The 24,276-nt window shown below is 27.3% G+C and carries 21 protein-coding genes and 5 tRNA genes; 5 read left to right on the forward strand and 21 right to left on the reverse strand.

Annotated elements, in window-relative coordinates; translation table 11 throughout:
* Positions 1-165 precede the first annotated feature (165 nt).
* The 13 genes from D9T19_RS10735 to D9T19_RS10795 form a co-directional block, all read right to left on the reverse strand.
* Positions 166-798 carry a 3'-5' exonuclease gene (locus tag D9T19_RS10735; protein WP_121628237.1) on the reverse strand — a complete coding sequence of 211 codons (633 nt, stop codon included), beginning with the start codon at positions 796-798 and terminating at the stop codon, positions 166-168.
* Positions 798-2,615, reverse strand: coding sequence for a DUF294 nucleotidyltransferase-like domain-containing protein (locus tag D9T19_RS10740; RefSeq protein WP_121628238.1), 1,818 nt, complete (start codon positions 2,613-2,615; stop codon positions 798-800). Before D9T19_RS10740 ends, D9T19_RS10735 begins: the two co-directional genes overlap by 1 nt.
* A 99-nt stretch (positions 2,616-2,714) precedes the next feature.
* Positions 2,715-4,595 (reverse strand): sodium:solute symporter family protein, encoded by a 1,881-nt coding sequence (locus D9T19_RS10745; protein ID WP_121628239.1) that lies wholly within the window; start codon positions 4,593-4,595, stop codon positions 2,715-2,717.
* A gap of 11 nt (positions 4,596-4,606) precedes the next feature.
* On the reverse strand, positions 4,607-4,861 hold the full coding sequence (locus tag D9T19_RS10750) for a DUF4212 domain-containing protein (protein ID WP_121628240.1): 255 nt from the start codon (positions 4,859-4,861) through the stop codon (positions 4,607-4,609).
* Between the two features lie 174 nt (positions 4,862-5,035).
* Positions 5,036-5,698: a response regulator transcription factor gene (locus D9T19_RS10755; protein ID WP_121628241.1), complete on the reverse strand. Its 663-nt coding sequence runs from the start codon at positions 5,696-5,698 to the stop codon at positions 5,036-5,038.
* On the reverse strand, positions 5,679-7,262 hold the full coding sequence (locus D9T19_RS10760) for a sensor histidine kinase (RefSeq protein ID WP_121628242.1): 1,584 nt from the start codon (positions 7,260-7,262) through the stop codon (positions 5,679-5,681). The genes D9T19_RS10755 and D9T19_RS10760 overlap by 20 nt, the downstream gene beginning before the upstream one ends.
* A gap of 105 nt (positions 7,263-7,367) precedes the next feature.
* Positions 7,368-7,443: transfer RNA gene (locus tag D9T19_RS10765), tRNA-Lys, on the reverse strand.
* 19 nt (positions 7,444-7,462) lie between these two features.
* Positions 7,463-7,539 (reverse strand) — tRNA-Asp (locus tag D9T19_RS10770).
* 94 nt (positions 7,540-7,633) lie between these two features.
* Positions 7,634-7,709 (reverse strand) — tRNA-Val (locus D9T19_RS10775).
* Between the two features lie 13 nt (positions 7,710-7,722).
* Positions 7,723-7,797: transfer RNA gene (locus D9T19_RS10780), tRNA-Glu, on the reverse strand.
* A 24-nt stretch (positions 7,798-7,821) separates the two neighbouring features.
* Positions 7,822-7,897, reverse strand: a tRNA-Lys gene (locus D9T19_RS10785).
* A gap of 56 nt (positions 7,898-7,953) precedes the next feature.
* On the reverse strand, positions 7,954-8,460 hold the full coding sequence (locus tag D9T19_RS10790; protein WP_121628243.1) for a CinA family protein: 507 nt from the start codon (positions 8,458-8,460) through the stop codon (positions 7,954-7,956).
* Positions 8,461-8,551: 91 nt separating this feature from the next.
* Positions 8,552-9,919, reverse strand: a complete 1,368-nt coding sequence (locus D9T19_RS10795) for an FAD-dependent oxidoreductase (RefSeq protein WP_121628244.1) — start codon at positions 9,917-9,919, stop codon at positions 8,552-8,554.
* Between the two features lie 280 nt (positions 9,920-10,199).
* Here D9T19_RS10795 and ileS point away from each other — a divergent pair, with 280 nt between their 5' ends.
* From ileS to D9T19_RS10815, 4 genes are all read left to right on the forward strand, one after another.
* Complete coding sequence (gene ileS / locus D9T19_RS10800; protein ID WP_121628245.1) at positions 10,200-12,929, forward strand: isoleucine--tRNA ligase; 2,730 nt, start codon at positions 10,200-10,202, stop codon at positions 12,927-12,929.
* A 123-nt stretch (positions 12,930-13,052) separates the two neighbouring features.
* Positions 13,053-13,331: a NifU family protein gene (locus D9T19_RS10805; RefSeq protein ID WP_121628246.1), complete on the forward strand. Its 279-nt coding sequence runs from the start codon at positions 13,053-13,055 to the stop codon at positions 13,329-13,331.
* Entirely contained in the window at positions 13,331-13,927 is a 597-nt protein-coding gene (locus D9T19_RS10810) for a hypothetical protein (protein ID WP_121628247.1), read from the forward strand. Before D9T19_RS10805 ends, D9T19_RS10810 begins: the two co-directional genes overlap by 1 nt.
* Complete coding sequence (locus D9T19_RS10815) at positions 13,905-15,191, forward strand: UDP-N-acetylmuramoyl-L-alanyl-D-glutamate--2,6-diaminopimelate ligase (protein WP_121628248.1); 1,287 nt, start codon at positions 13,905-13,907, stop codon at positions 15,189-15,191. The genes D9T19_RS10810 and D9T19_RS10815 overlap by 23 nt, the downstream gene beginning before the upstream one ends.
* 377 nt (positions 15,192-15,568) lie before the next feature.
* Here D9T19_RS10815 and D9T19_RS10820 read toward each other — a convergent pair whose 3' ends face one another.
* The gene (locus D9T19_RS10820; RefSeq protein ID WP_121628249.1) at positions 15,569-16,087 is read right to left on the reverse strand and encodes a hypothetical protein; all 519 of its coding nucleotides are present in this window, start codon (positions 16,085-16,087) and stop codon (positions 15,569-15,571) included.
* Between the two features lie 2 nt (positions 16,088-16,089).
* The gene (locus D9T19_RS10825; RefSeq protein WP_121628250.1) at positions 16,090-17,259 is read right to left on the reverse strand and encodes an AAA family ATPase; all 1,170 of its coding nucleotides are present in this window, start codon (positions 17,257-17,259) and stop codon (positions 16,090-16,092) included.
* A gap of 273 nt (positions 17,260-17,532) precedes the next feature.
* Between D9T19_RS10825 and D9T19_RS10830 the strand changes: the two genes are divergently transcribed.
* A complete protein-coding gene (locus D9T19_RS10830; protein WP_121628251.1) occupies positions 17,533-18,147 on the forward strand; it encodes a 2'-5' RNA ligase family protein in 615 nt (204 codons plus the stop codon).
* 50 nt (positions 18,148-18,197) lie between these two features.
* Here D9T19_RS10830 and eat read toward each other — a convergent pair whose 3' ends face one another.
* The 6 genes from eat to D9T19_RS10860 all read right to left on the reverse strand — a co-directional run bounded on the left by eat (position 18,198) and on the right by D9T19_RS10860 (position 24,276).
* A complete protein-coding gene (eat, locus tag D9T19_RS10835; protein ID WP_121628252.1) occupies positions 18,198-19,610 on the reverse strand; it encodes an ethanolamine permease in 1,413 nt (470 codons plus the stop codon).
* Positions 19,611-19,620: 10 nt separating this feature from the next.
* Positions 19,621-20,502 carry an ethanolamine ammonia-lyase subunit EutC gene (gene eutC, locus D9T19_RS10840; protein ID WP_121628253.1) on the reverse strand — a complete coding sequence of 294 codons (882 nt, stop codon included), beginning with the start codon at positions 20,500-20,502 and terminating at the stop codon, positions 19,621-19,623.
* Between the two features lie 2 nt (positions 20,503-20,504).
* A complete protein-coding gene (locus tag D9T19_RS10845) occupies positions 20,505-21,839 on the reverse strand; it encodes an ethanolamine ammonia-lyase subunit EutB (protein ID WP_438942777.1) in 1,335 nt (444 codons plus the stop codon).
* A 310-nt stretch (positions 21,840-22,149) separates the two neighbouring features.
* Positions 22,150-23,055: a VWA domain-containing protein gene (locus D9T19_RS10850; RefSeq protein ID WP_121628255.1), complete on the reverse strand. Its 906-nt coding sequence runs from the start codon at positions 23,053-23,055 to the stop codon at positions 22,150-22,152.
* Positions 23,048-23,443: a hypothetical protein gene (locus D9T19_RS10855; RefSeq protein WP_121628256.1), complete on the reverse strand. Its 396-nt coding sequence runs from the start codon at positions 23,441-23,443 to the stop codon at positions 23,048-23,050. Before D9T19_RS10855 ends, D9T19_RS10850 begins: the two co-directional genes overlap by 8 nt.
* Positions 23,443-24,276: a DUF58 domain-containing protein gene (locus D9T19_RS10860; protein WP_121628257.1), complete on the reverse strand. Its 834-nt coding sequence runs from the start codon at positions 24,274-24,276 to the stop codon at positions 23,443-23,445. The genes D9T19_RS10855 and D9T19_RS10860 overlap by 1 nt, the downstream gene beginning before the upstream one ends.

A 24,276-nucleotide genomic window follows, 5' to 3' on the forward strand; every position in this document is an offset into this window, starting at 1 on the left:
GATATTATAATAAATGAATTTTATTATACTTATGTAAAAATTATGTTTAACTATGATTATGACTTTATAGGTGAATTTTAAGTGTAAATAATTTTATTGTAACTTTTTGAAGCGGTTTTTTTAAGATTATTTTATTTAATTGAGTAATTATTAATCAAGAGATTTTTAATTTGTATAAAAGGTTGTTTTTGCAGGAGTTAAATCTTTTAATTTCAAGAATATCATAGATGTCATAATTGCATCATTTAAGGCATCATGTTTCCCTAATCTTGGAATATCTAATTCTTTCATAATTGTATCAAATTTTAAATCAATAAATTCATATTCACTAGTTTTCTTTTTTGTTTTATAAAACATAGATGAAACCTCAATGCTTTCATTAGGAAGTTTAATACCAATATATTGTTTTGTATATTTTGAAATAATAGCAATATCAAATTCGATATAATATCCAACAATCGGTCTTGAACCTATGAAGTCTAATAATTTTAATATTGCTTCTTGTGGATTCACAGCATTTTCTAAATCAATAGGTCTGATATGATGAATTTTAATAGATTCTACACTAATATTTTTTGATGGTTTAACAAATATATTAAAAGTTTTTCTCATAAGAATTTTATTATTTTTTATATGAACAGCACCAATTGATAATATTTCATCTTTTCTTGAATTTAATCCAGTAGTTTCACAATCTAAACATACATATTCATTTTCTATTGATGTATCAAATAAAAAATCATATTTTTTATTTTTGAGTTTTTTTCTATTCCAGTTTTTAAAGAATTTATCAAACATTATAAAATCTTATCTATTTGAAATGAATAATTAATAAATTTTTTAAAATCATTTACAATTTTAAATGAGTCTTTTAATAAATCTCTTTCTATTTTCCCAAGAGTATGCGTATCAATTTCATTATTGATCTCTTTATTTTCAAGAATTTTATCTAATTGTGATTTTAGTCTTAATGTATTTACTACATCAAAAGCTTCTAATAATTCATCAGCTTTTTCTTTTTCAATAACTTGTTTTTGTTCTAAAATTTTTATTCTTTTTACAGTAGTTGTTTCTCTAATTTTTTCTCTTAATGCAAGCGATCTAATTCCTTGAACTATTGGAAATACTGCTGTTTTTTTAATATCAATATAATGAACTTTTGTCATAAAATTTGCAACTGTATTTGGTGTATCAAAAGCTAAAGTTGCTTTTGCAAAATATGCCATAAATACATCTTGATCATGAAGTTTTTGGAATAAATCATTTTTTAAATTAATTAAAAGATCTTTATCTCCAGCGACTGCAAATGAATCAAAAAATATTGCCAAATCCATATAATTATGCATATCAGGAGCTTCAATCCATCTTTTTGTTTCATTTTTATATTCACTTACTGTTTTACACCAAAATGGATTTGAAACCATTATATTCCCTTCACAAGGTGGATATCCAAAATCAATAAGATGTTCCGTTAATTTATTCATATATGGTCTATATAAATCAACATCAACACCATCTTTTATAACTAAAGCATTATCTTGATCTGTTTTTATTATTTGTTCATTTCTTCCTTCACTTCCCATTACAATTAAACATGCGTCATTTCTAAGTTCATTTGGTACTACAAGATCGTAAAGTTTTTGATAAACCTTTGTATTTAATTGACCAATTAAATTTGAGATATGATTTACTTTTACACCTTTTGCTTGTAAACTTTTAATAATATTAATTAAATCATTACTTGAGCTTTTTAATTCATCTATATTTTTAGCTTTTTTAATTTTTGTATCAACTACATAAGTATTATTAGCAAAATGTGATAAAACATCAATTTGTTCTAATACTCCAATCATTTCACCTTGATTATTTGTTACACCAATTCTTTTTATATTTCTTTTTATTAAAACTGTTAATGCCTCAAATAAATAATCGTCATTATATACTGTCATTAAAGGATAAATTGCTATATCATTTACAGGTATATCTAAAGTTCTACCTTCTAATAAAACTTTTACTTTAAGTAATGAATCTGTAATAATTCCATACGTATCATCATCTTTTTTTACAATAATAGTAGATGTTTTATAATTCATAGATTTTTCAATTGCATCAATTAATCTTGTATCTTGACTTACAATACAGGGCTCATGAATAATTGTATCATCTACTTTTGCAATCATAAAAGATGATAATTCTGAAGTATATTCTTTATCTTTTAATGTTTGTATCTTTTCTACAAGATTGTTTAAGAAGAAGTCTTTAAACTTTTGATTTTCTTCAATAAGTTTTAAAAAAGTAACTTTTTCCAGTTCATAACAGATTAAGTCTTCATGTACTTTAAAAGTATTTTTAGTTTCACTATATATCAATGAATTTGCATCAAATGAATCTTCTTGATGATAATCCATTACAACTTCATCATCAGAATATTCATAAACTGAACCTTTTATAATAATAAAAAAGTGAGATGATATTTTACTAGGACTTATTAATATTGAATTTTTAGGATAATATGCGATATCCATATGTTTAATACAGTTATTAATTTGATTTTTATTTAAAACTTCAAAAGGGTGTATATTAGAAAGAAAAGCTTCTTGATCTTGTAGGCTCATTTACGTTTCCTTGAGTTTAGTATTTTTTTATATTAATAAGTTTTAACATAAAAAAATACTAAAAGCATACCCAAAGGGTATACTTTTTAGTAAGATTTTTTAGTGATCAACTGCGTCACCAGCGCCTGAAGGAATTCTAATTCTCTCTACAAGCTCTTGAATTTCTTTAGGTGGTTCAGGAGTCATTCTAGAAACAATTAATGCTACTACTAAGTGAAGTAGTGTACCAACTGTACCAATACCTGTTGGAGCAATTCCAAATAACCAATCTTCTTTTACTCCGCCTAAGAATACAAAGTAGATAATGTAACTGAATGTGAAAATAAGACCAGTTAAAATACCAGCTATCGCACCTTCTTTATTCATTCTCTTATCAAATACTCCAAGGATAATTGTTGGGAAGAATGCTGCTGCTGCTAAACCAAATGCAAACGCAACAACTTGTGCAACAAATCCAGGAGGGTTAATTCCTAAGTATCCTGCGACACAAATTGCAGCTACAGCTGAAACTCTTGCCCACATTAACTCTGTTTTCTCATTTAATGTTGATTTACCAGTTTCTTTGTCTTTGTAAATAACTTGTCCAAGAAGATCATGTGAAATTGCAGAAGCAATTACAAGTAATAATCCTGCTGCTGTTGATAATGCTGCTGCAAGACCACCAGCTGCAATAAATGCAATTACCCAGTTAGGTAAGTTTGCAATTTCTGGATTCGCAAGTACCATGATATCTCTATCAACATATAACTCATTTGCAATTCCATTACCTTTAGCCATTTCAGCTTCATCTGCACCAGCTTTTGCATTAGTTACAAGTCTATGTCCATCTTCAGCTCTTTTATCACCATCAAATGCTGGTTTACCTTTAGCTCCGTCAAAAGCAGCTCCAGTAGCATATTGAATTTTACCATCGCCATTTCTATCATTCCATGCAATTAATCCACCATTTTCCCATGTTTTAAACCAATTCCCATCATTTCCTTCAATTTCACCATTTACAAACGCTTTATATTCAGTGTTTTGTAAGTTGTTAATTAAGTTAACTCTTGAGAATGCAGCAACTGAAGAAATAGTTGTATACATAATTGCAATAAATAATAATGCCCAACCAGCAGATATTCTAGCATCTTTAACAGTTGGAACTGTAAAGAATCTAACAATAACGTGAGGAAGTCCAGCAGTACCAAGCATTAAAGCTGTTGTAAGCATAAACATATTCCATAAGTTACCTGGCTGTGTATATTCAGTAAATCCAAGATCTGAAATAGATTGATCAAGTGCATGTAATAAATATGTTCCTTCAGGTATTACTGAAATTCCAGAATCAAATGCAAATGTAGTTGTTGCAAAAATACCTAATTGAGGTATAAATGTATCAGTAACTTGTAATGATAAGAAAATTGCAGGAATCATATATGCAAAAATCATAACAACATATTGAGCAACTTGTGTATATGTAATACCTTTCATTCCACCTAAAACAGAATAGAAGAAAACAATTGCCATACCAATTAATACACCTGTATTAACATCAACTTGTAAGAATCTAGAGAAAACGATTCCAACCCCTCTCATTTGTCCTGCAACATATGTAAATGAAACAAAAATAACTGCTACAACGGCAACTAATCTAGCTGTATCAGAATAATATCTATCACCAACAAAATCAGGAACTGTAAATTTACCAAATTTTCTCAAATAAGGAGCAAGTAACATTGCTAGTAGAACATATCCACCAGTCCAACCCATTAAATATGCTGAAGCATCAGAACCTTTGAAAGAAATAATACCTGCTAATGAGATAAATGAAGCTGCAGACATCCAGTCAGCTGCCGTTGCCATACCATTTGCAATTGGATGAACACCACCACCTGCAACATAGAAATCTTTAGTCGAACCAGCTTTTGCCCATAAAGCAATACCAATATAAACTGCAAAAGAAATACCTACAAATAGGTAAATTAATGATTGTAATTCCATTTTATAATCTCCTATTCGTGAACGCCGTATTTCTCATCAATTCCTGTCATTACTTTAACATAAACAAAAATTAATATTACAAATACATATATTGCACCTTGTTGTGCAAACCAAAATCCTAATTTAACACCACTAATCTCAATAGCGTTAAGTTCGTTAATAAATAAAATACCACAACCGAAAGAAACAATAAACCAAACTATAAGTAATTTGATAATCATAGCAATGTTTTCTTTCCAGTATGCTTCTGCTTTTTCTGGACTCATCCTGCTCTCCTTATTATTTTTATTAAATAATTTAATTATTTAATATTTTAACATTGAAAGTATATTAGTTGTAGATAGCAAAAAGGTAGCAATTGATTTTTTTTTGAGAAAGTTTTTTTTTAAGTTGGGTTGAGTATATAAAATAGTTTAAAGAACACCTATAAAATAGGTGTTCTAAACAGAATAATACCTATCAATTTTATAGCCTAATCCTCTAATATTTTTTATAAAGTCTTCTTTTAATGCTTTTTTCAATCGTGAAATTTCAGCTCTTATTGTTGGATTATCAATATTCTCTCCATCCCAGATATCAATTCTAAAACTTTCAAAGTCAACAATCATATTTATATTAAGGGCTAATATATGAATTATTTCCAATTGTTTTTTTGTTAAATTTTGTGGTTCACCATTAAAATATAAAGTTTGTGTATTTTTTGCATAAGAATAATTCTCAGAAAATCTTATATGTGACGTATTGCTTTGGTCTTTTTTTAATAATTGATTTATTTTTATTCCAAGTTCTTCAAGATGGAATGGTTTTTTAATATATTCACGACATCCTAAATCATATGCCTTAGAAATATCTTCAATATCAATTAATGCAGATATAAATATTGTTGGAATATATATCTTTTTGCTATTTAATTCACTTAATATTGTAAAACCATCTTTAGTTGGAACATTAATATCTAATATTAATAAATCAAATGAAGTATCAACTGAGTCAATAACTTCTTGTCCATCTGTAAAGCTTTCAACCATATGTCCAATACCTCTTAAATACTCACATATTGAGTTATTTAACATTAATTCATCTTCAAGTAGTAGTATCTTCATTTATTTTAAACCTATAAGTAAATTTTGTTTCTTTATCATTCGAATCTAATCTAATTGTAACTAAATTCTTGTCACATATCTCTTTTACAATTCTTAATCCCAGACCAAAACCACCTCTTGCAGAGTTTTCTCTATAAAAATCATCAAAGATTTTATTTTGATACTCAATTTTTTTTGAATGTGTAGTAATTGATAATTCAACTTCATTATCATTTAGATAATCTAATTTTACAAAAACAGGAGACTTAGAATAAGAATATTTAATCGCATTTGATAAATTATTGTCTATTACTCTTTGGAATTCTGTTTTATTAAATTTTATATATATATCATCTTTAATATTTCTTACTAAATATAATGAGTTAGATTTAGCAATTTCTGAAAAGAAATCTAATCTTTGTAGAACAATATCAGATAAGTTTAAATATTCTTTTTCATAAATCACACGATCTTTTTTTACTAGATAAGATAAATCATCGTAGATGTATTGAATTATCTTTGCACCTGATTCTATATGTGTTATATATTTATTTTCAGGTATTTTCATTTTAAGTAAATCAATATTTGTTTGTATTATTGATAAGGGTGTATTTATTTCATGAACAGAATGCTTTATAAACGTTTTTTGAGATTCTATAAGTTTTGTAAGTTCTTTTGTTTTTTCATCAACTTTATATTCAAGATTTTTATTTAAATCTTCAAGCATATGTGTTTTTAGTTTTATATTATTCATAGCATCTGTTGCATAATTTGCAATAACTTTAAATTCTCCAAAAATGATTCTATTTTGATTTATAGGTTCATCATTCTTTTGAGATTCTTTAAAATATTTTCCAATTTCTTTTACATCATTTAAAATAAGAATAGTTGCATTTTTATAAATAAATATAGAATAAAGAACTAGCATAATAGTTAGTGAGCTAATTTGTAATGTATAATCTGATATTTTTTGATTATATTCATTTTTTTTAGTTAAAACAAGTTTATCAATTTTATCTAAGTAAACACCTTTACCAATTGTCCATCCCCAGTTTTCATAAGAATTCGCATATGATATTTTTTTTACATGTTTTTTAATATTTTGTTTATACCAAACGTAATCTACATATCCACCTTTTGGTTTTTTAGAAATTTCTATTATCTCTTTTACAAGTTTTTTTCCATTGATATCAGTTAAATTAATTAAATTTTTACCTACTTTATTTTTATCAACAGGGTGATATAAAAATTTGCCTTTAAAGTCATAAATAAAAATGTATTCATTTCCATTGTCATTTATTCTTAATTTTTTTAATGCTAATAATATTTCTTTTTGTATTTGTTTAGTATTTTTTACATTTTTGTATTTTGAGTCATAATATCTAATAAAGTTGATTACAGAATTAACATCATTCTTTATTAATTCTTTTTGATTATTAGAATAATCAGATTTTAATGTAATAATCTTTTCTTGTAATTCTTCATGAGCATTGTCAATAATAATAAAGGTAAAAAAAGAAATTAATATAATAATAAAAACAATACTATAGACAATTAGATGATATAAACTTTTTGCTTTGAACATTTAAAATAATCCTAAATTTCATTTGATATATAAATATAGAGTATCTATTTTTTGTTAAAAAGTTACTTTGAAAAGATATAATTTGGAAGTTTAAAGATAAAGTTTTGGTGACCCGTGATGGATTCGAACCATCGGCCACCTCCTTAAAAGGGAGATGCTCTACCAGCTGAGCTAACGGGTCACAAAATAAAATAAAAAGGTGGCGCGGTAGAAGGGACTCGAACCCTCGACCTCCTACGTGACAGGCAGGCGTTCTAACCAACTAAACTACTACCGCGCTTAAAAATACTATAAAGATAAAATCTAAATAGATGTCACTGTTAAAATAAGATTTAAAAATCAATACCACTGTATTTTACGATTCTTAAAAATGGTGGTCGATAGAAGACTCGAACTTCTGACGTCTACCTTGTAAGGGTAGCGCTCTACCAACTGAGCTAATCGACCAAATAAATGTTAATGGTGATCCCTAGGGGATTCGAACCCCTATGGTAGGAATGAAAATCCTAAATCCTAACCATTAGATGAAGGGACCACAAATTTGTTTAACATTTATAAATGGTGACCCGTGATGGATTCGAACCATCGGCCACCTCCTTAAAAGGGAGATGCTCTACCAGCTGAGCTAACGGGTCACTTATATTTTAAGTTTATTTTCTTAAAATGGAGTGGAATTATAATAGATTTCTTTTTATTTGTCAATAGTTTTTTTAATAAATTTTAAAATTTTTAAAAGCCCCGTTTTTGCAGCTTGAATTTGTACTTCTTCTCGCGAGCCTTTAAAGTGATGAATATCAATTATTTTTTCACCAAGAGGACCGATACAACCGATTACTACTGTACCAACTGGTTTATCTTTTGAACCTCCTGAAGGACCTGCTATACCTGATACTGCTATTGCATATTGTGCTTCAAATTTTTTACTTACACCTTCAAGCATTTGGCTTACAACTTCTTTACTAACTGCTCCAAAGCTATTTAGTATGTTATTTTCTACGCCTAATTCTTGATGTTTGATATTATTAGAGTATGAAACAATTGCACCATTAAAAATATCTGATGAATTAGGTATTTTAGTAATCATATGGGCTATTAAACCACCTGTACATGATTCTGCTGTTGTAATTGATTGTTTTTTATCTCTTAGTATATTTTGAAGTTTTATCATATCTTCTTTATTAAAAATTTCATCATACATTCTATAATCCTTTAGAAGTAATTTATTATTTTGAAGTATATTTTAAATTTAGAATAAAGTAAGAGAGTATATCTCTTACTTTATAAGGGTATTATTTAGCTATTTCGTCTTCAGTTAAGTCTTTTAAGAATTGTTCTTCATTGAAATCTAAATTTAAGTAATCACAAACTACTTTTATATCTCTTTCTGCATTTCCTAAACAAGAAGTAGCACCTGGAGATGGAGTCATATTAAAGATAATACCATTACCTTCACTTAATGATGCTTCACCAAGCATTAATTTTTTCTCATCTTTATTTAGAACTTGAGGTCTAACACCACCAAATCCTTTTGCATATTCAATATCGTCTTTTGTTAATGATGGTACAATTTTTTTAGCATCTTTAACAAATAAACCTTTGTTTATACCTGGTACTTCAAATAAGAAGTTTTTAAATACATAATTTCTAATATCTGAATCTTTTAATAAATCCCAGAAGATTTTTAAAATACTTCCATCAAGATTTAATGTTTTTAAACATTGGAAGAATGATTTTCCACCTTTATATCTTTCTAATACTAGAAGAGCAAGAGCAGTTGGACCAAATCTTGTTTTACCATCTTCTAAAATATCTGGATCGCCATGAAGTGCAGCAAATGGTAATTTATCATTTTGAACCATATAAACTTTACCATTTAAGAATTTTCCACTTGTAATATAGAATGAACCTGCCATTGATAAAGAACCCATATGTTTACCATAACCCATTTTATGAGCTAAGAATAATGAGTGAGCACCTGCATTTACAACAACAAAATCTGCTGTATAAACAGTACCATTAACAGTTGTTAATTTATATTTTTCACCAACTCTTTCAATATCTTCTACTTCTGAGTTATAGAAAATATCTGTTGTTTTAGATTCATCAGCAGCTTGTCCTGCTTTTGCTAATTCATTTGTCATAGCTCCAAAGTCAACAGTAGTATATTGGTCACCTGTACCCATTGCTACAATTTCTTCTGGTCTATCAACCGTTTGAGCTTTATCCGCATAAACTAGTTTAGGCTCTAATTCTCTTAATTTTTCTTTATCCCATAATTCTAAATAAGGGAATAATTCTTTAAATTCATTATATCTATTAGTAATAAATTCAACTTCTTCTTTTCCAACACCTAAAGCCATTTTTTGATGTTTAAACATAATTTTATCTTGTAAATCATGTTGTAAACAGAACTTTTCAATCATTTTTGCAGTTCTTCTTGTAATTTTAGCTTTTTCTAAAGTATAGTTTGTTTCAATATCACCTACGTGAATTGTTTGAGAGTTACTAGTACCTTTTGAATTTAATGTAGCTAATGCTTCATACTTTTCTAACATACAAATATTTTTTGCCGTAGAATACTTTGCTAACTCGTAAAATAACGCCGCGCCAGAGATTCCTCCACCAACAATTACGACTTCATAATGTTTTTCGTTCATATATACTTCCTAATGTATTGTTTAATTATCGGAAAATTTTAGCACATTAAAGTTGTGCTTAAGCTAAATAAATATAGAAATTGTACAATAAATCAATAAAATATAGAGTTTGGTAACAGCAATTATTGTAATAAGAAATAGGGTAATGTACATTATTTATACATAATGTAAAATTATTGCACTTTTTACTATATTGGATTATATAAATTTTAATAAATTTTAGATATAATCGACGACTTAATGAAAAATAATAAATATGATAATTGAAGGTACTAAGAAAATGGATTATAAAGAGAGTTTACTACTACCAAAAACTGCGTTTCCAATGAGAGGGAATCTTCCTCAAAATGAACCAAAGAAATATAAACTTTGGGATGAACAAAATGTTTATGAAAAAATGAAAAAAAATAGAGTTGGAGCTCCAAGTTTTACTTTACATGATGGACCACCGTATGCTAATGGACATATTCATATTGGACATGCTTTAAATAAAATTTTAAAAGATATTATAAATAAATTTCACTATTTTGATGGAAAATCAATTAGATATGTTCCAGGTTGGGACTGTCATGGTTTACCAATTGAACAAAAAGTTGAAGAAAAAATTGGAAGTACAAAAAAGAAAGAACTTCCAAAATCTAAATTAAGACAATTATGTCGAGATCATGCTGGACGATTTGTAGATATTCAAAGAAATGAATTTAAACAATTAGGTGTTATTGCTGATTGGGAAAATCCTTATTTAACAATGGATTTTAAATTTGAAGCTAATATTTATAGAGAACTTTGTGCAATTGCAAAACAAGGTTTATTAATTCAAAGAAGCAAACCTGTTTATTGGTCATGGGCTGCACAAACTGCTCTTGCTGAAGCAGAAGTTGAGCATGAAGATAAAGTATCTCCATCTATTTATGTTGCTTTTAAACATGAAACTTTAGATGCAAGTATTGTTATTTGGACTACAACTCCTTGGACACTTCCTGCAAATGCTGGTATTTCACTTAATGGTGAAGAAAAGTATGTTTTAACAAGTGATAAATTTATTGTTGCTAAAAAATTATATAACTCACTTATTGAAAATGAAGTAATTTCAGGTGATATTGTAGAAACTATTAATCCAAATGATTTAGAAAATACTTTTGCAATTAATCCATTAAACGATAGAAAGTCTAAAATTATTTTAGGTGAACACGTAATGATGGATTCAGGTTCTGGAGCTGTTCATACTGCTCCTGGACATGGTGAAGATGATTATAAAGTAGGTTTAAAATATGACCTTGAAGTAATTATGCCTGTTGACGCTTTTGGAAAATATGACCAAACGATTGTAAGAGAAAAACTTTTTAAGAATACAGATAAATATTTAGGTATTAATGTATTTAAAGCAAATGAACCAATTTTAGAAGAGTTAGGTGATGCTTTATTAAAAAGAGTAGATATTACTCACTCATATCCACATTGTTGGAGAACGCATACACCAATTATTTTTAGAGCTACTAAACAATGGTTTATCTCTATTGATGATGAGTATGGAAAAGAAAAGAAAACACTAAGAGAAAATGCTCTTAAAGTTGTTGAAGATTTAACTTTCTATCCTGAATGGGGAAGAAATAGATTAAGAGCAATGTTAGATGGTCGTCCTGACTGGTGTATTTCAAGACAAAGAGATTGGGGTGTTCCAATTGCATTCTTTAGAAATAAAAAGACTGATACGATTATTTTTGATGAAGAAGTATTAACTCATACTGCTAAGATTTTTGAAGAAAAAGGTTGTGATGCTTGGTATGATTTATCAATTGAAGAGTTATTACCTGCTAATAGTGGATTAAATCCTGAAGATTTAGAAAAAACTTCAGATATTTTAGATGTATGGTTTGATTCAGGTTCAACTCAAAATGCAGTTTTAAGATCAGGAAATTATGATGCTGGTACTTTCCCTGCTGATATGTATTTAGAAGGAAGTGATCAACATAGAGGTTGGTTCCAATCTTCACTTTTAACAACTTTAGCTTCATCTGAAATTGCTCCTTATAAGTCAATTTTAACTCATGGATTCACTGTTGATGAAAAGGGTGAAAAAATGTCTAAATCAAAAGGAAATGTTATTGCTCCTGAAAAAGTTATGAAGCAATACGGTTCTGAGATTTTAAGACTATGGGTTGCTATGAGTGATTATCAATCAGATTTAAAAATATCTGATAATATTTTAAAACAAAATGCTGAACTTTATAGAAAGATTAGAAATACTGCTAGATTCTTACTTGCAAATGTAAGTGATTTAGAAGAAATTATTGCTGTTGATAAAATGGGTCCATTAGATAAATGGGTTCTTTCACGTGCAAAATCAGTATTTGATGAAATTGAAGAATCATTTAGAGTTTATGAATTTTCAAAAGGTTTAAATAAATTAAACAATTTCTTAGTTGTTGATTTATCTGGAATTTATCTTGATGTTTGTAAAGATAGATTATATTGTGATGATAAAAATGATATTCATAGACTAGCATCTCAAAGTGCTATGGCTTTAATTGCTAAGAAGTTAATTTCAACACTTGCTTGTATTTTAACATATACTATGGATGAATTATTAACTTATGCACCTGCTTTTATAAAACAAGATTGTGAAGATATTTTTGATTATAAAAAAGTAATTTTACCAGAAGTTGAAGTTTCTATTAATGCAGAAACATTATTATTAGCAAAAGAGAAATTCTCTGAAATAAAAGATGCATTAAGTAAAGAAAAAGTTATTAAATCAACACTTGAATTAGATATGTATACTAATAATGAAGATATTTTAAGTTTAAATAATACAGAATCAGCAGATTGGTTTATAATCTCTTCACTTTCTAGTGAAAAACAAGATAGTGAAGTATTAGGTTCATTTGAAATAGATGGAAGTATTTTTGAAGTTTATAAAGCTTCAATGCATAAATGTCCAAGATGTTGGAAATTCACTTCAACAAAAGAAGATTCTCTTTGTTCAAGATGTGAAGAAGTGATAAATTAGGAAATAATATGTTTCAAGAAGAAGTAACATTAACACTTGTATTCCAAACAATAGGAGTAATTTTAGCTCTTACTGCTGTTGGAATATATTTAGTTAAGAAAAAAGCAAAAGAGGTAAAATAATATGATGCCATTTACAGATGAGGACTTACTAGACCCTGTAAGTTCTATTATAAAAACAAAAATTGCTCCTATGCTAGCACGTGATGGTGGAGCTATTGAGTTATTAACTATTAAAAATGCAAGAGTATTTGTACAGTTACAAGGCTCATGTGTTGGCTGTAGTGCAAGTGGGAGTACTTTAAAATTTATTGTTGAAAAAGAACTAAAAGCTGCAATTCATCCTGACCTTGATATTGTAAATGTACCAGCTGGTATGGAAGATAAATTAGAGGAACTTTAATGATAAATGAAAGTAGATTATTAAATGAGGCAAATAGCTTTTTCTTACAAAAAGATTTTGAAAAAGCTTTATTTTTATATTCTCAATTATCATCAACTTTTAAAGAAAATAAAGAGTACCCAATTTATGCATTATTTTGTGATATTGCAAGTGAAGATGAAGAAAAAGCAATGTCACTTTATGATTATTTTTCTGTAGTTAAGGAAGAAAATTTAGATAATGCTATTGCTTATGTTGAAGATATTATTGATGCATATGATGGTGATATTGACAAAATGATGGAAGTTCTAAAAGAACTGAGTATTTCAACAGTTGATGCATTGGATGCTATTAAATATGAAGATTTTAAAAAACTTATAAACTCAAGAGGTTCTTTTAGAATCGCTTTTGAGGATATTATGTTTTCTACAAAAGTTGCAATTGAAAATAAAGATGATTTTTTTGATTTTGTTACTAAATTAATTGATAATGATTTTAATACTACAGCATATTCATATTTAGATGGTTTCAATGAATACTTTGCTTATGATGATGAAATTGAAAAACTATATAAACGATTAGAAGAGAAAAAAATTGCAATTAACAATCAACAATAAAATATTTACAGATAATTCAAATGAAGCAAATGAAAATGTTGCTTTTGTTCTTTCATCTCATAATGAGAGATTTAAACAAGGTGCAATTGATAATGGATGTAAAGAAATTATCAATTCATCTGATTTAAAAAATTATCTTGATATGTCAAGTATTAAGATTATTGGAATTACAGGAACAAATGGTAAAACTACAACAGCAGCTGCTATTTATTCTATTCTTTTAGATTTAGGTTACAAAGTTGCACTTCAAGGTACTCGTGGTTTTTATATAAATGATAAAAGAGTTGAAGAGTATTCTTTAACAACTCCAATGCAAATTGGAAACTTTGCACATATACAAAAAGCTATGGAAAATGATTGTGATTTTTTTGTTATGGAAGTTAGCTCTCATGCAATACAACAAAATAGAATCGAAGGTTTAAGTTTTGAGCTTAAAATTCATACTAATATTACAAGAGATCACTTAGATTATCATAAAACAATAGAAGAGTATATCAATATTAAAAATTCATTTTTTTCTGATGAGACTAAAAAACTAATCAATAAAGATGATAAAATAGTAAAATACAATGTAAAAAATGGATTTGCATATTCACTTGATGAACCTTCAACTTATAAAGTAGGGGCATATTCTTTTAAAAATGGAATGCATGTAATGTTTTCTTATTTTGGGGAAATGCATTCTTTCTCATCTTCTATGATGGGTATTTTTAATGTATACAATCTAATGGCAGCTTTAAGTGCTGTTCATATTACAACTTCTAAACCTTTAGATGAAATCTGTGAAGCACTTGAAAACTTTGCAGGAGTAAGTGGTAGAATGGAAATAATTTCATCTTCACCTCTTGTGATTGTAGATTTTGCACATACACCAGATGGAATGAAAGAAGTTTTACAAAGCTTTGCACATAAAGACATCATTTGTGTATTTGGAGCAGGTGGAGATAGAGATAAAGATAAACGACCTCTAATGGGACAAGTTGCTGCTAATTATGCAAAACATATAATCGTAACTAGTGATAACCCAAGATTTGAAGACCCTGATTTGATTATTGAAGATATTTTAAAAGGTATCAAAAACCATCAAAGCGTTCAAGTTGATGTAAATAGAAAATCAGCTATTAGAAAAGCAATTGATATGGCTGATGAAAATTCAGTTATTTTAATCCTTGGAAAAGGCGATGAAACTACTCAAATAATCTATGATAAAAAACTAGCATTTTCTGATAAAGAAGAAGTTTTGAAGTATTTGAATAAAGAGTAGAGGCTTTAGCCAGTTTTAAAAACTTTAATTTCAGCTTGAGCAAATACAACTTCAAGTGGTAGAACTTTAGTTTTACCACTTTTTAAATCATCTATTTTTTTATATACTCATAGTGGTTAAAATGATATTGTATGAGTTGTTGACTTTTTTATATATTAATTAACCCTTTATCTCAGATAAATTTCTAGTACATAATTTACCATTAAAACTATGAGTTTGTGTACAATATTATTTAAGATGACTATTGAATTGAAGCTCTAGTTTATAAAACACCTTTATTATTATTCTTTCATTTTTATTTATTTGAGGTATAAAAGCTCGAAGTTTTTACTTTTACACTTGTTTCTTCCATGTATTTTGTTAGATATATTAGTATATTATTTCAATAAATCAAAAAGTGTATTTTCTCCTTTTTTGATTTGTGAAACCCTACAATATTCATGTATGCTTTCAAGTAATTTATCTATATCATTGAAATAGTCTTTTACAAAATCATATCGCTTAACACTACTAAACTTTAGTATTATTTTACAAAATTCACTTGGTTTCATTCTCGATTTCTTCCATTCACTATATTTATGTTCATTACAAATAATGAACATCTCAATTTCAGGAGCTGTAATAATATTAATTACAGAAATCTTGTCTACATATGCTTTACTCAAGTTAAAATTTTCTTTTCTTGAATCCAAGATTCTTAATACAGTTATTTTTTCACTAAAACCTTTTCTTAAATATCTCTTTTCAAATTCTTTAGCAGCTCTACAACGAATTATCTCATTTTCTAATAATTGATCATTATTAAATATGAGCTTATTAGAATCTAATAATAATTCCATTATAGCCTGCTCTGCATTACCTTCACAAATACATGCTATATAGCCATCTAAATTCACGATTATTCTCCATATCTAATTAATGCTTTTTTAAACTCTATAAAAGATTCATATGCTGGTACAGTACCTTGTAGATACCCACTTTGATACAATTCACTTTTTTTGATGTCATTACGTTTTAATATATTAGAAAGATTTTCAACACTAATTCCACCATTATTTCTTGTGATATAAATATTGTCATTTCTCTCAAATTCATCTAATAATTCTGGGTAATGTGTAGATAATAAAATTACAGCACCTTTTCTATTCACCTTATGATTCATAAAAAATCTAACTAGTGTAACTGCAAGCTCTTTATTAAAATGATTTTCAATCTCATCAATAATTAAATATCCACCTTTAGCCAACACAAACATTGCATTAATAAAGACATTAATTCCTTTTATTGTTCCAGATGATAAATATTTTTGTAATTCAACTGGTGAGTTCATTAAAATTTCTTCTTTATTTTTAAATTTCAACTTAATTTCAACATCTTTACCTTCTTTTATAATATTAGATTTTAAATATTCAATACTTGAATCCAGAAATGTTATTAATTCATGTGGAAATTCTCCGAACATCCTAACTAAATTTATATTTGTCCAATTAATTAAATCCTCAAAATTAATTTTAATATTGTTCTTTTTATTTAAAGATATGATGATACTAACATCATCAGGTAAGTACTCTTCATCACCTTTTCTAAGTTGTATTGGTATTAAATCTGTGAAGTTAAATATATTTTTTTTTGTTTTAATACTCTTAATATCTTTTCTCCATAATTGCTCACTTTCAATAACAAATTTATCTTCAATTTCATCACTAAATTCACTCTTTATTATTGTTGTCTCTAATTTATATATAGAGTCTGAGAATATACTAAAGTAAATATCAAAAATAATTTTGTCTTTTCCTCTTAACCCATTTAATATACTATTGTTTTCTATCTTATTTATTGGTTCATTATTAAGCATTTGAATTATGAAAGAAATCACCTTTAATGTTGTTGTTTTACCTGATGCATTAATTCCAACAAATGCAATTGCATTATTTTGATAAATTTGTGGGGATATTTTATGCAACATTTCACTTTTATCATTCCTAACACGCTGTGTTGTCGTGAAATCAATTTCCAGATTTTTAGGAAATAATTTAAGACCATTTGCTTTTATTTTTAATATTTTCATAACTTAGAATTTTCCTTTTAAAACGAATAATATGTATTTATATTAAATGTAATGTAGCATATAAGTAAAAAGATTAAGCTTAAAACGTATATTATGTTTTAAAATAATTTTTGAGAAAACTAGAAATTATTTATAGACTATTATTCTGAACTAGGGAATTTCTTTTCTTTTAATAATGCCTAGTAAAAGAACATTTTTCTACTTGATAAAAAACCAAAGTATTTAAAAAATATTTTGCTAAGATATTCACAAAAAAAGGTTTAATCAATAAATATGTTTTCAAAATTTCTAGAATCTAACACAACATATCCAATTGCATTACAAGATTTTCCTACATGGCACAAGGGTATTGAGTATTTTGGTTTTTGGGCAATTGAAGTTTCAACTTTTGAGTGTCAAAATAAAATAAAAAGTTATCAGAATTATTTATCTTCTTTTTTACATCCTAATTATTTACGTCAAGCTCATATTACTTTGGTTGCTTCTGGTTTATTATCTGATGAGTATTTTTCTGAAGATTTACTAAAAAGACAAATCAACGAACTAGAAAAAAGTAATATCAAACAATTTTCTTTAAAATTAAAAGATTTTAATAGTTTTTCTACTTGTCCTTATCTTGCTATTGAGGATTCTTTTTCTAACTTGGATTTTATTCGTAAGGTTTTGAATAATACTTCAAAAGAGATTGATGCAGCTAATTATACGCCACATATTACTTTAGGGTTTTATAATAAAGAGTATAAAACATCTGAAATAGTTAAAAATATTTCTGATTTTTCTTTGCCTGATATTGAATTTAGAGTTGATAAAATAGTATTTGCTAAATATGAAACTAAAGATATTCAAGGTCCTTATGAAGTTTTACATCGTGTTAAGTTAAGTTGTTAAAACAAGGAATAAGTTTTATCTTATTCCTTTGTTTAAAATGAGTTAGTTTATTATAATTCGTGTTCCAAGTCAGATTCTGCTTTTGAAAGTAAAGCAAACTCTTCTTCTGCTGTTTTTGCAACTAAATGATTTTTACTATAGAAGAAGTAATATAAAGCTCCTAAAATATATAAAATAATTGTATAGTTGAAAGCTCTTGGATCAAAAGCATAAACTCCTGTTAATGCAATAATAGAAAGAACTAATGCAATAGATGATGTAAATACACCACCTGGTGTTTTATAAGGTCTTGGCATATCTGGATTTTTAATTCTTAATAAAATATGACTTAATGCCATAAGTGCATAAGAAATTGTAGCTCCAACAACAGCCATTCCTAAAATTAAATCACCTTCTTGTGTTAATGAAGCCAAAAATCCTATGATACCTGGAATGATTAAAGCCCAAGTTGGAGTTTTTTTCTTACTTGTAAGTGATAAAAATTGTGGTACATAACCAGCTCTTGAAAGTGCAAATACTAATCTACTATAACCATAAATAATAGAGAAGAAAGAAGCTACTAATCCTGCTAATGCAAGTACATTTACCATAGTTCCTAATGTTTCATTTCCTGTTGCATTTAATGCATCAACTAAAGGAACAGCACTTTTACCAATTGTATCAGCTCCTGCTGCACCTGCTACTAAGAATACAACTAAAACAGCTGTAAATAATAAGAATATCATTGCCCCAATAATACCTTTTGGAACATCTTTAGCTGGGTCTTTTGCTTCTTCTGCTGCCAAAGGAACACCTTCAACTGCTAAGAACAACCACATACCAAATGGTAATGCAGCCCAAACTCCATACCAACCCATTGGTAAGAATTCACTAGCACCAAAAGCTTCTGTAGAAACTGCTATATCAAATAAGTTTGAAGAATCAAAATGTCCAAAAAGTGAAACAGCTGTAGCAATAATTGCAAACACAGCTAAGGCACTAATAATCATCATAGTTTTTAAAGCTTCACCCGCACCAATCAAATGAATACTAATAAATACAATATAAAAAAGAGCATATATAATAGGTCCATTTATTCCTATGAGTGATTCAACCGCTGAACCTATAAAAATTACAATAGCAGCTGGTGCTAATGCATATTCGATTAATATGGCAAGTCCTGTTAGAAATCCACCTGCTGGTCCCATTACTTGTCTTGCAAAACTATATCCACCACCTGCTGCTGGAATTGATGCTGACATTTCTGCTAGTGATAATACTAAACATAAATACATTATTGCCATTAAAGAAGCAGCAATAGCAAATCCTCCCCATCCTGCTTCTGCAATACCAAAATTCCATCCTGCAAAATCACCTGATATTACATATGAGATTCCAAGCCCTGTTAATAATAACCAACCAGCTGTTCCTTTTTTTAATTGTCTTTTTTCAAGATATTCTTTACTTATGTGAGCTTTGCTCATTTATAATCCTTTATTTTATAAGAAAATTTTCATTATTGATACTACTTTCTAGTGTATCATCGCTTGTTCTATCTTTTAGATTTACTCCTGATAGTTCTAATCTTCTGGCTTCGTTTAATAAATACATTGTTTTTTTTACTGCCTCCTCATAAGACAATCCATCTGAACGAACATTTGATATACAATTTCTATTTGCATCTGTAAGTCCTACTTTTGGATTATATGTAAGATATAAACCAAGACTATCTGGGGAACTTAGTCCTGGTCTTTCACCAATTAATACTAAAGTCATTCTTGCTTTTAATATTTCTCCTACTTCATCTCCTACGGCTACTCTTCCTTGATGAACAATTGTAATAGGAGCTAGTTTCCATTGATTTTTATCTTTAGCTAGGGCATGAGATAAGATTTGAATATAATTTACTGCATTTTCTTTTATTGCTAAAGAAGAAAGTCCATCTACTATAACAATGGATAAATCATAAGGAACTCTTGTTTGATCAATACTTTTTGATAATAATTTACAAGAATTAGAATCTAATCTTCTACCTAAATCAGGTCTTTGTAAATAAGTAACTCTATTTACTGCTTGAGAATGTAATAAAATAGGAGAATATCCATCTTGAAAAAGCTCACTTGTATCTGTATTACTTAATAAATTAACATTTACAGATATTTTATTTAATTGATCAACAACGTGTTCTGTATCTAAGGGTAAATGAACTGCATCTTGTGCTTGCGCATGTGCTAATTGAAAATCCAATAAGTGATTTGTTGGAATACTAACTCCTGTTCTACCCAGTCCAATTCTAGCTTCTGTATGTTCTCTTAAAAAAGCCCATGGGTTTTGAATAACAGTTGTTTCTTTATCTTGTTTTATTAAATCAGACATAATTAATTTCCTATTACTTTTTGTAAAGAAGCAGAAAAACTTTTTGGAATATCATCATTTAAAATGTAATTATTTGCATCTTTAAAAATTTCCATTTTTTCTAACCAAAGTTTAAATTCAGGAGCAGGGTCAAGATTCAATACTCTTCTTGCATATAATGCATCATGAAAAGATGTTGTTTGATAGTTAAGCATAATATCATCAGACCCTGGAATACCCATAATAAAATTACATCCAGCAACTCCTAAAAGTGTTAATAAATTATCCATATCATTTTGATCTGCATCGGCATGATTTGTATAACAAATATCACAACCCATTGGTAAACCTAAAAGCTTTCCACAAAAATGATCTTCTAATCCAGCTCTTGTAATCTCTTTTCCATCAAATAAATATTCAGGACCAATAAAACCAACAACAGTATTTACTAATAATGGATCAAACTCTTTTGCAACTGCATAAGCTCTAACCTCACAAGTTTGTTGATCTAATCCAAAGTTTGCATTTGCTGATAAAGAACTTCCTTGTCCTGTTTCAAAATACATTACATTATTTCCAACTGATCCACGATTTAAAGATAAAGCTGCATCATGTGCTTCTTTTAGAATATTTAAGTTTACACCAAAGCTTGTATTTGTAGCTTCTGTTCCACCAATTGATTGAAAAACTAAATCAACAGGTGCTTTTTTGTTAATAGCTTCTATAGTATTTGTTACATGAGTTAAAACACACGATTGTGTTGGTATTTCATATTTGTTTATTACATCATTCATTAGATTTATTAGTTTGATAGATTGTTCTACATTATCTGTAGCTGGGTTAATTCCAATAACAGCATCACCATTTGCATATAATAATCCATCTAGCATACTAGTTGCAATACCCATCATATCATCAGTAGGATGATTTGGTTGTAACCTTGTAGACAAGTGTCCTTCTAGTCCAATTGTATTATTAAAAGATGTAATAACAGGACATTTTTTAGCAACCATTATCAGCTCTTGGTTTCGCATTATTTTACTAACAGCTGCTACCATTTCAGGTGTCATTCCTGGTCTTGCTTTTTTTATTAATTCTTTAGAAGTATAATCACTTAGTAACCAGTTTCTAAATTCACCAACATTTAAATCTGAAATTATTTTGAAAGCTTCTTTATCGTGTTTATCAATAATTAATCTTGTAATCTCATCGTTTTCATATGGAATTAAAAGATCTTCAAGAAAAGTTTTTAAAGGAACTTCAGAAAGTCTCATTTGTGCAATAGCTCTTTCTTGGGAAGAATCAGCACAAACACCAGCTAACATATCCCCAGCTCTTTTAGGTGTTGCTTTTGCCATTAAATCCGCTAAATTTTTAAAAAGGTAAGTTCTATTTCCTTTTTTTATTTTGTAAGAATGTTTCATGATTCTAATAAATACATTTTATACATATTTATTCCTTATTTTCATAATTTTTTATTAAGAGTGTAAGCATACATCTATTCTATAGCTTGAATATAGCATATAAATTATATTTTTAAAACATAAAAATAGTATGTAAATTATACAAATATTTGAAAAATGGAATTTGTAGTGAATTTTAACTAGTATTTACTAGTTAAATAAAATAGAGATTAAATTAAATTATTAGAATAGTTTTTTTACTTTTTTACTCTTTATTTTTTAAGTAAATAAATAAAATTAGAAATAATACAGCAAAAAACAGTGGATAAAAGAAGAGATAATCTTTTAATATTATTTTATTCTGGTCAATTTTAGATTTTTCAAGATTATTGATATTTTCATAAATAGCACTTAAATCTTCTTTTGAATAAGCAGTATATGATTTTGCATTTGATGACGATGAAATATAATTTAAAACTTCTTTATTTGAGTTTCCTATTCCTATTGTGTAAGCTTTTATATTATATTTTTTTAGTAGTTTCATTACTACTTTAAGTGGTATTTTACTAGCATTATCAGTTCCATCACTTAAAACTATAATTACATTTGATTTTGCTTTTTTATCTTTTAGGATATGTACACTTTTTGCAATGGAATCTATTAGTGCTGTTTGATTTCCAATCATTCCTACTTCTAAATAATCTATTATTTCTCTTTGTGTATCTTTATCAAAGCTTAGAGGACTTGCCATCATTACAGAATCACCAAATATTACTAAACCTATATTATCTGAGGGTCTTTTTTGCATAAAATCTTTTACAATCTCTTTTACAACATCAAATCTATTTTTTGTTTTATCATTTTTATCTAAATCATTATAATTCATAGAACCACTTGCATCAAGATCTAATAATATATTTATTCCATCATTTTTTATTAATTGTGTGTCATTTATTTTTATAGGTGAGGCTAGGGCGATTATAGAAAGTATAATAATTGAAAATTTTAATATACTCATTAGCATACTAGACTTTTGATTTGATTTTTGAAATATATTTAAATGTGGAATAAAATAACTAGGACTCTTTGCTTTACAATATATTGAACAAAATATAAATACTAAAATCAATAATAAGACATAAGGAAATTCAAAACTAATATCATTAAACATCAATTATTCCTAAAAGTGTATTTAGTTTGTTTTTTATATCTGTAGTTATATTTGGTACATTTTTTTTATATTTATATTCTTCAAGTTCATTTATTAGCTCATTTGCTAATATCTTCTCTCTTTTGTTTTGTGCTAGAATTCTAATATATTTGGTAATTGTATAAGCATCTTTTTTTGAATCTTTAAACTCTATATTTTTTAAAATATCAAAATAGATTTTTCTTTGATTTACTTTTTTATTTTTAAAATATTTGATAATAAAGATGATAATAATCAAAGTTAGTAATAATGCTACAAAAATTAATCCATAATAAATAAATATACTATTATCAGGAATTTTGACAATATCTTTTATATCATGTATTTTTGAAGCTATATCTTCATTCATTATCTTAAAAGTCCTATTAATTTTTTTGTAGCATCTTCATTTGTATAGATTTTGACAAATCTAATTGCATTATCTTGTAAATGAGTAAATAACTTGTGGTCATTTTCTTTTACTTTTTTTATATAGTTAATAATTGTATCTTTATTTAAAATACCTTCAAAATTTTGATTTGTAGCAGGGTCATTAAAATTTACATTTCCTAATTCATTTGGTTCTTCTTCAAACTTATCTCGAACTATAATTACAAATATCTCATGCTTTTTACTTAATAGTTTTAAATCAAGTTTTTCAATATCAAAAAAATCTCCAATAAAAAAAATGATAGATTTATGATGTATTTTTTTAAATAAATCATTTGTAAGATAATCATAATCAATATTTTTACCAATTACATTATAATCATAAAGTTGTTGTGCCATAAAATTTACATTAAATATTTTTTTTGATTTTTTAGTACAAAGTTCGCAGGTTTCATTTGCTATATATGAAGCAAAAGGGTCACCTTGTTTTACACAAATAAATCCTAAAATACTTGCAATTTCAGTTATAAGTTCTTGTTTAAACTTGTTTGTTCCAAAATAAGTAGAACCATTTAGCAAAGATACAATTTTTATATTTAGCTCTTTTTGTGAGTGAAAAACTTTGACAAATGGTTTTTGCATTTTGGCAGATATAACCCAGTCGATATTTTTTACATCTTCACCATATTCATACTCTTTTAGTTCACAAAAATCGTAACCTTCGCCTTTTTGAAATGAGACATTATTTCCTATGATTTCTGAAAAAACTTGTTTTTTAGTTTTTATGAGTATTTTTTTTAAAGCTTGATTCAT

The organism is Poseidonibacter antarcticus (assembly GCF_003667345.1).
GTDB classification, from domain to species: Bacteria; Campylobacterota; Campylobacteria; order Campylobacterales; family Arcobacteraceae; genus Poseidonibacter; species Poseidonibacter antarcticus.

What these genes read in the sequence shown, in the direction of transcription:
- D9T19_RS10860 (WP_121628257.1), bottom strand. Translation starts at nt 24,276, where the DNA reads ATGAATCAAGCTTTAAAAAAAATACTCATAAAAACTAAAAAACAAGTT.
- D9T19_RS10790 (WP_121628243.1), bottom strand. Translation starts at nt 8,460, where the DNA reads ATGTATGATGAAATTTTTAATAAAGAAGATATGATAAAACTTCAAAAT.
- D9T19_RS10740 (WP_121628238.1), bottom strand. Translation starts at nt 2,615, where the DNA reads ATGAGCCTACAAGATCAAGAAGCTTTTCTTTCTAATATACACCCTTTT.
- D9T19_RS10745 (WP_121628239.1), bottom strand. Translation starts at nt 4,595, where the DNA reads ATGGAATTACAATCATTAATTTACCTATTTGTAGGTATTTCTTTTGCA.
- D9T19_RS10750 (WP_121628240.1), bottom strand. Translation starts at nt 4,861, where the DNA reads ATGAGTCCAGAAAAAGCAGAAGCATACTGGAAAGAAAACATTGCTATG.
- D9T19_RS10845 (WP_438942777.1), bottom strand. Translation starts at nt 21,839, where the DNA reads ATGGCAAAAGCAACACCTAAAAGAGCTGGGGATATGTTAGCTGGTGTT.
- D9T19_RS10810 (WP_121628247.1), top strand. Translation starts at nt 13,331, where the DNA reads ATGATAAATGAAAGTAGATTATTAAATGAGGCAAATAGCTTTTTCTTA.
- D9T19_RS10850 (WP_121628255.1), bottom strand. Translation starts at nt 23,055, where the DNA reads ATGTTTAATGATATTAGTTTTGAATTTCCTTATGTCTTATTATTGATT.
- D9T19_RS10830 (WP_121628251.1), top strand. Translation starts at nt 17,533, where the DNA reads ATGTTTTCAAAATTTCTAGAATCTAACACAACATATCCAATTGCATTA.
- D9T19_RS10760 (WP_121628242.1), bottom strand. Translation starts at nt 7,262, where the DNA reads ATGTTCAAAGCAAAAAGTTTATATCATCTAATTGTCTATAGTATTGTT.
- D9T19_RS10755 (WP_121628241.1), bottom strand. Translation starts at nt 5,698, where the DNA reads ATGAAGATACTACTACTTGAAGATGAATTAATGTTAAATAACTCAATA.
- D9T19_RS10855 (WP_121628256.1), bottom strand. Translation starts at nt 23,443, where the DNA reads ATGAATGAAGATATAGCTTCAAAAATACATGATATAAAAGATATTGTC.
- D9T19_RS10805 (WP_121628246.1), top strand. Translation starts at nt 13,053, where the DNA reads ATGATGCCATTTACAGATGAGGACTTACTAGACCCTGTAAGTTCTATT.
- eat (WP_121628252.1), bottom strand. Translation starts at nt 19,610, where the DNA reads ATGAGCAAAGCTCACATAAGTAAAGAATATCTTGAAAAAAGACAATTA.
- D9T19_RS10735 (WP_121628237.1), bottom strand. Translation starts at nt 798, where the DNA reads ATGTTTGATAAATTCTTTAAAAACTGGAATAGAAAAAAACTCAAAAAT.
- D9T19_RS10795 (WP_121628244.1), bottom strand. Translation starts at nt 9,919, where the DNA reads ATGAACGAAAAACATTATGAAGTCGTAATTGTTGGTGGAGGAATCTCT.
- D9T19_RS10825 (WP_121628250.1), bottom strand. Translation starts at nt 17,259, where the DNA reads ATGAAAATATTAAAAATAAAAGCAAATGGTCTTAAATTATTTCCTAAA.
- eutC (WP_121628253.1), bottom strand. Translation starts at nt 20,502, where the DNA reads ATGTCTGATTTAATAAAACAAGATAAAGAAACAACTGTTATTCAAAAC.
- ileS (WP_121628245.1), top strand. Translation starts at nt 10,200, where the DNA reads ATGGATTATAAAGAGAGTTTACTACTACCAAAAACTGCGTTTCCAATG.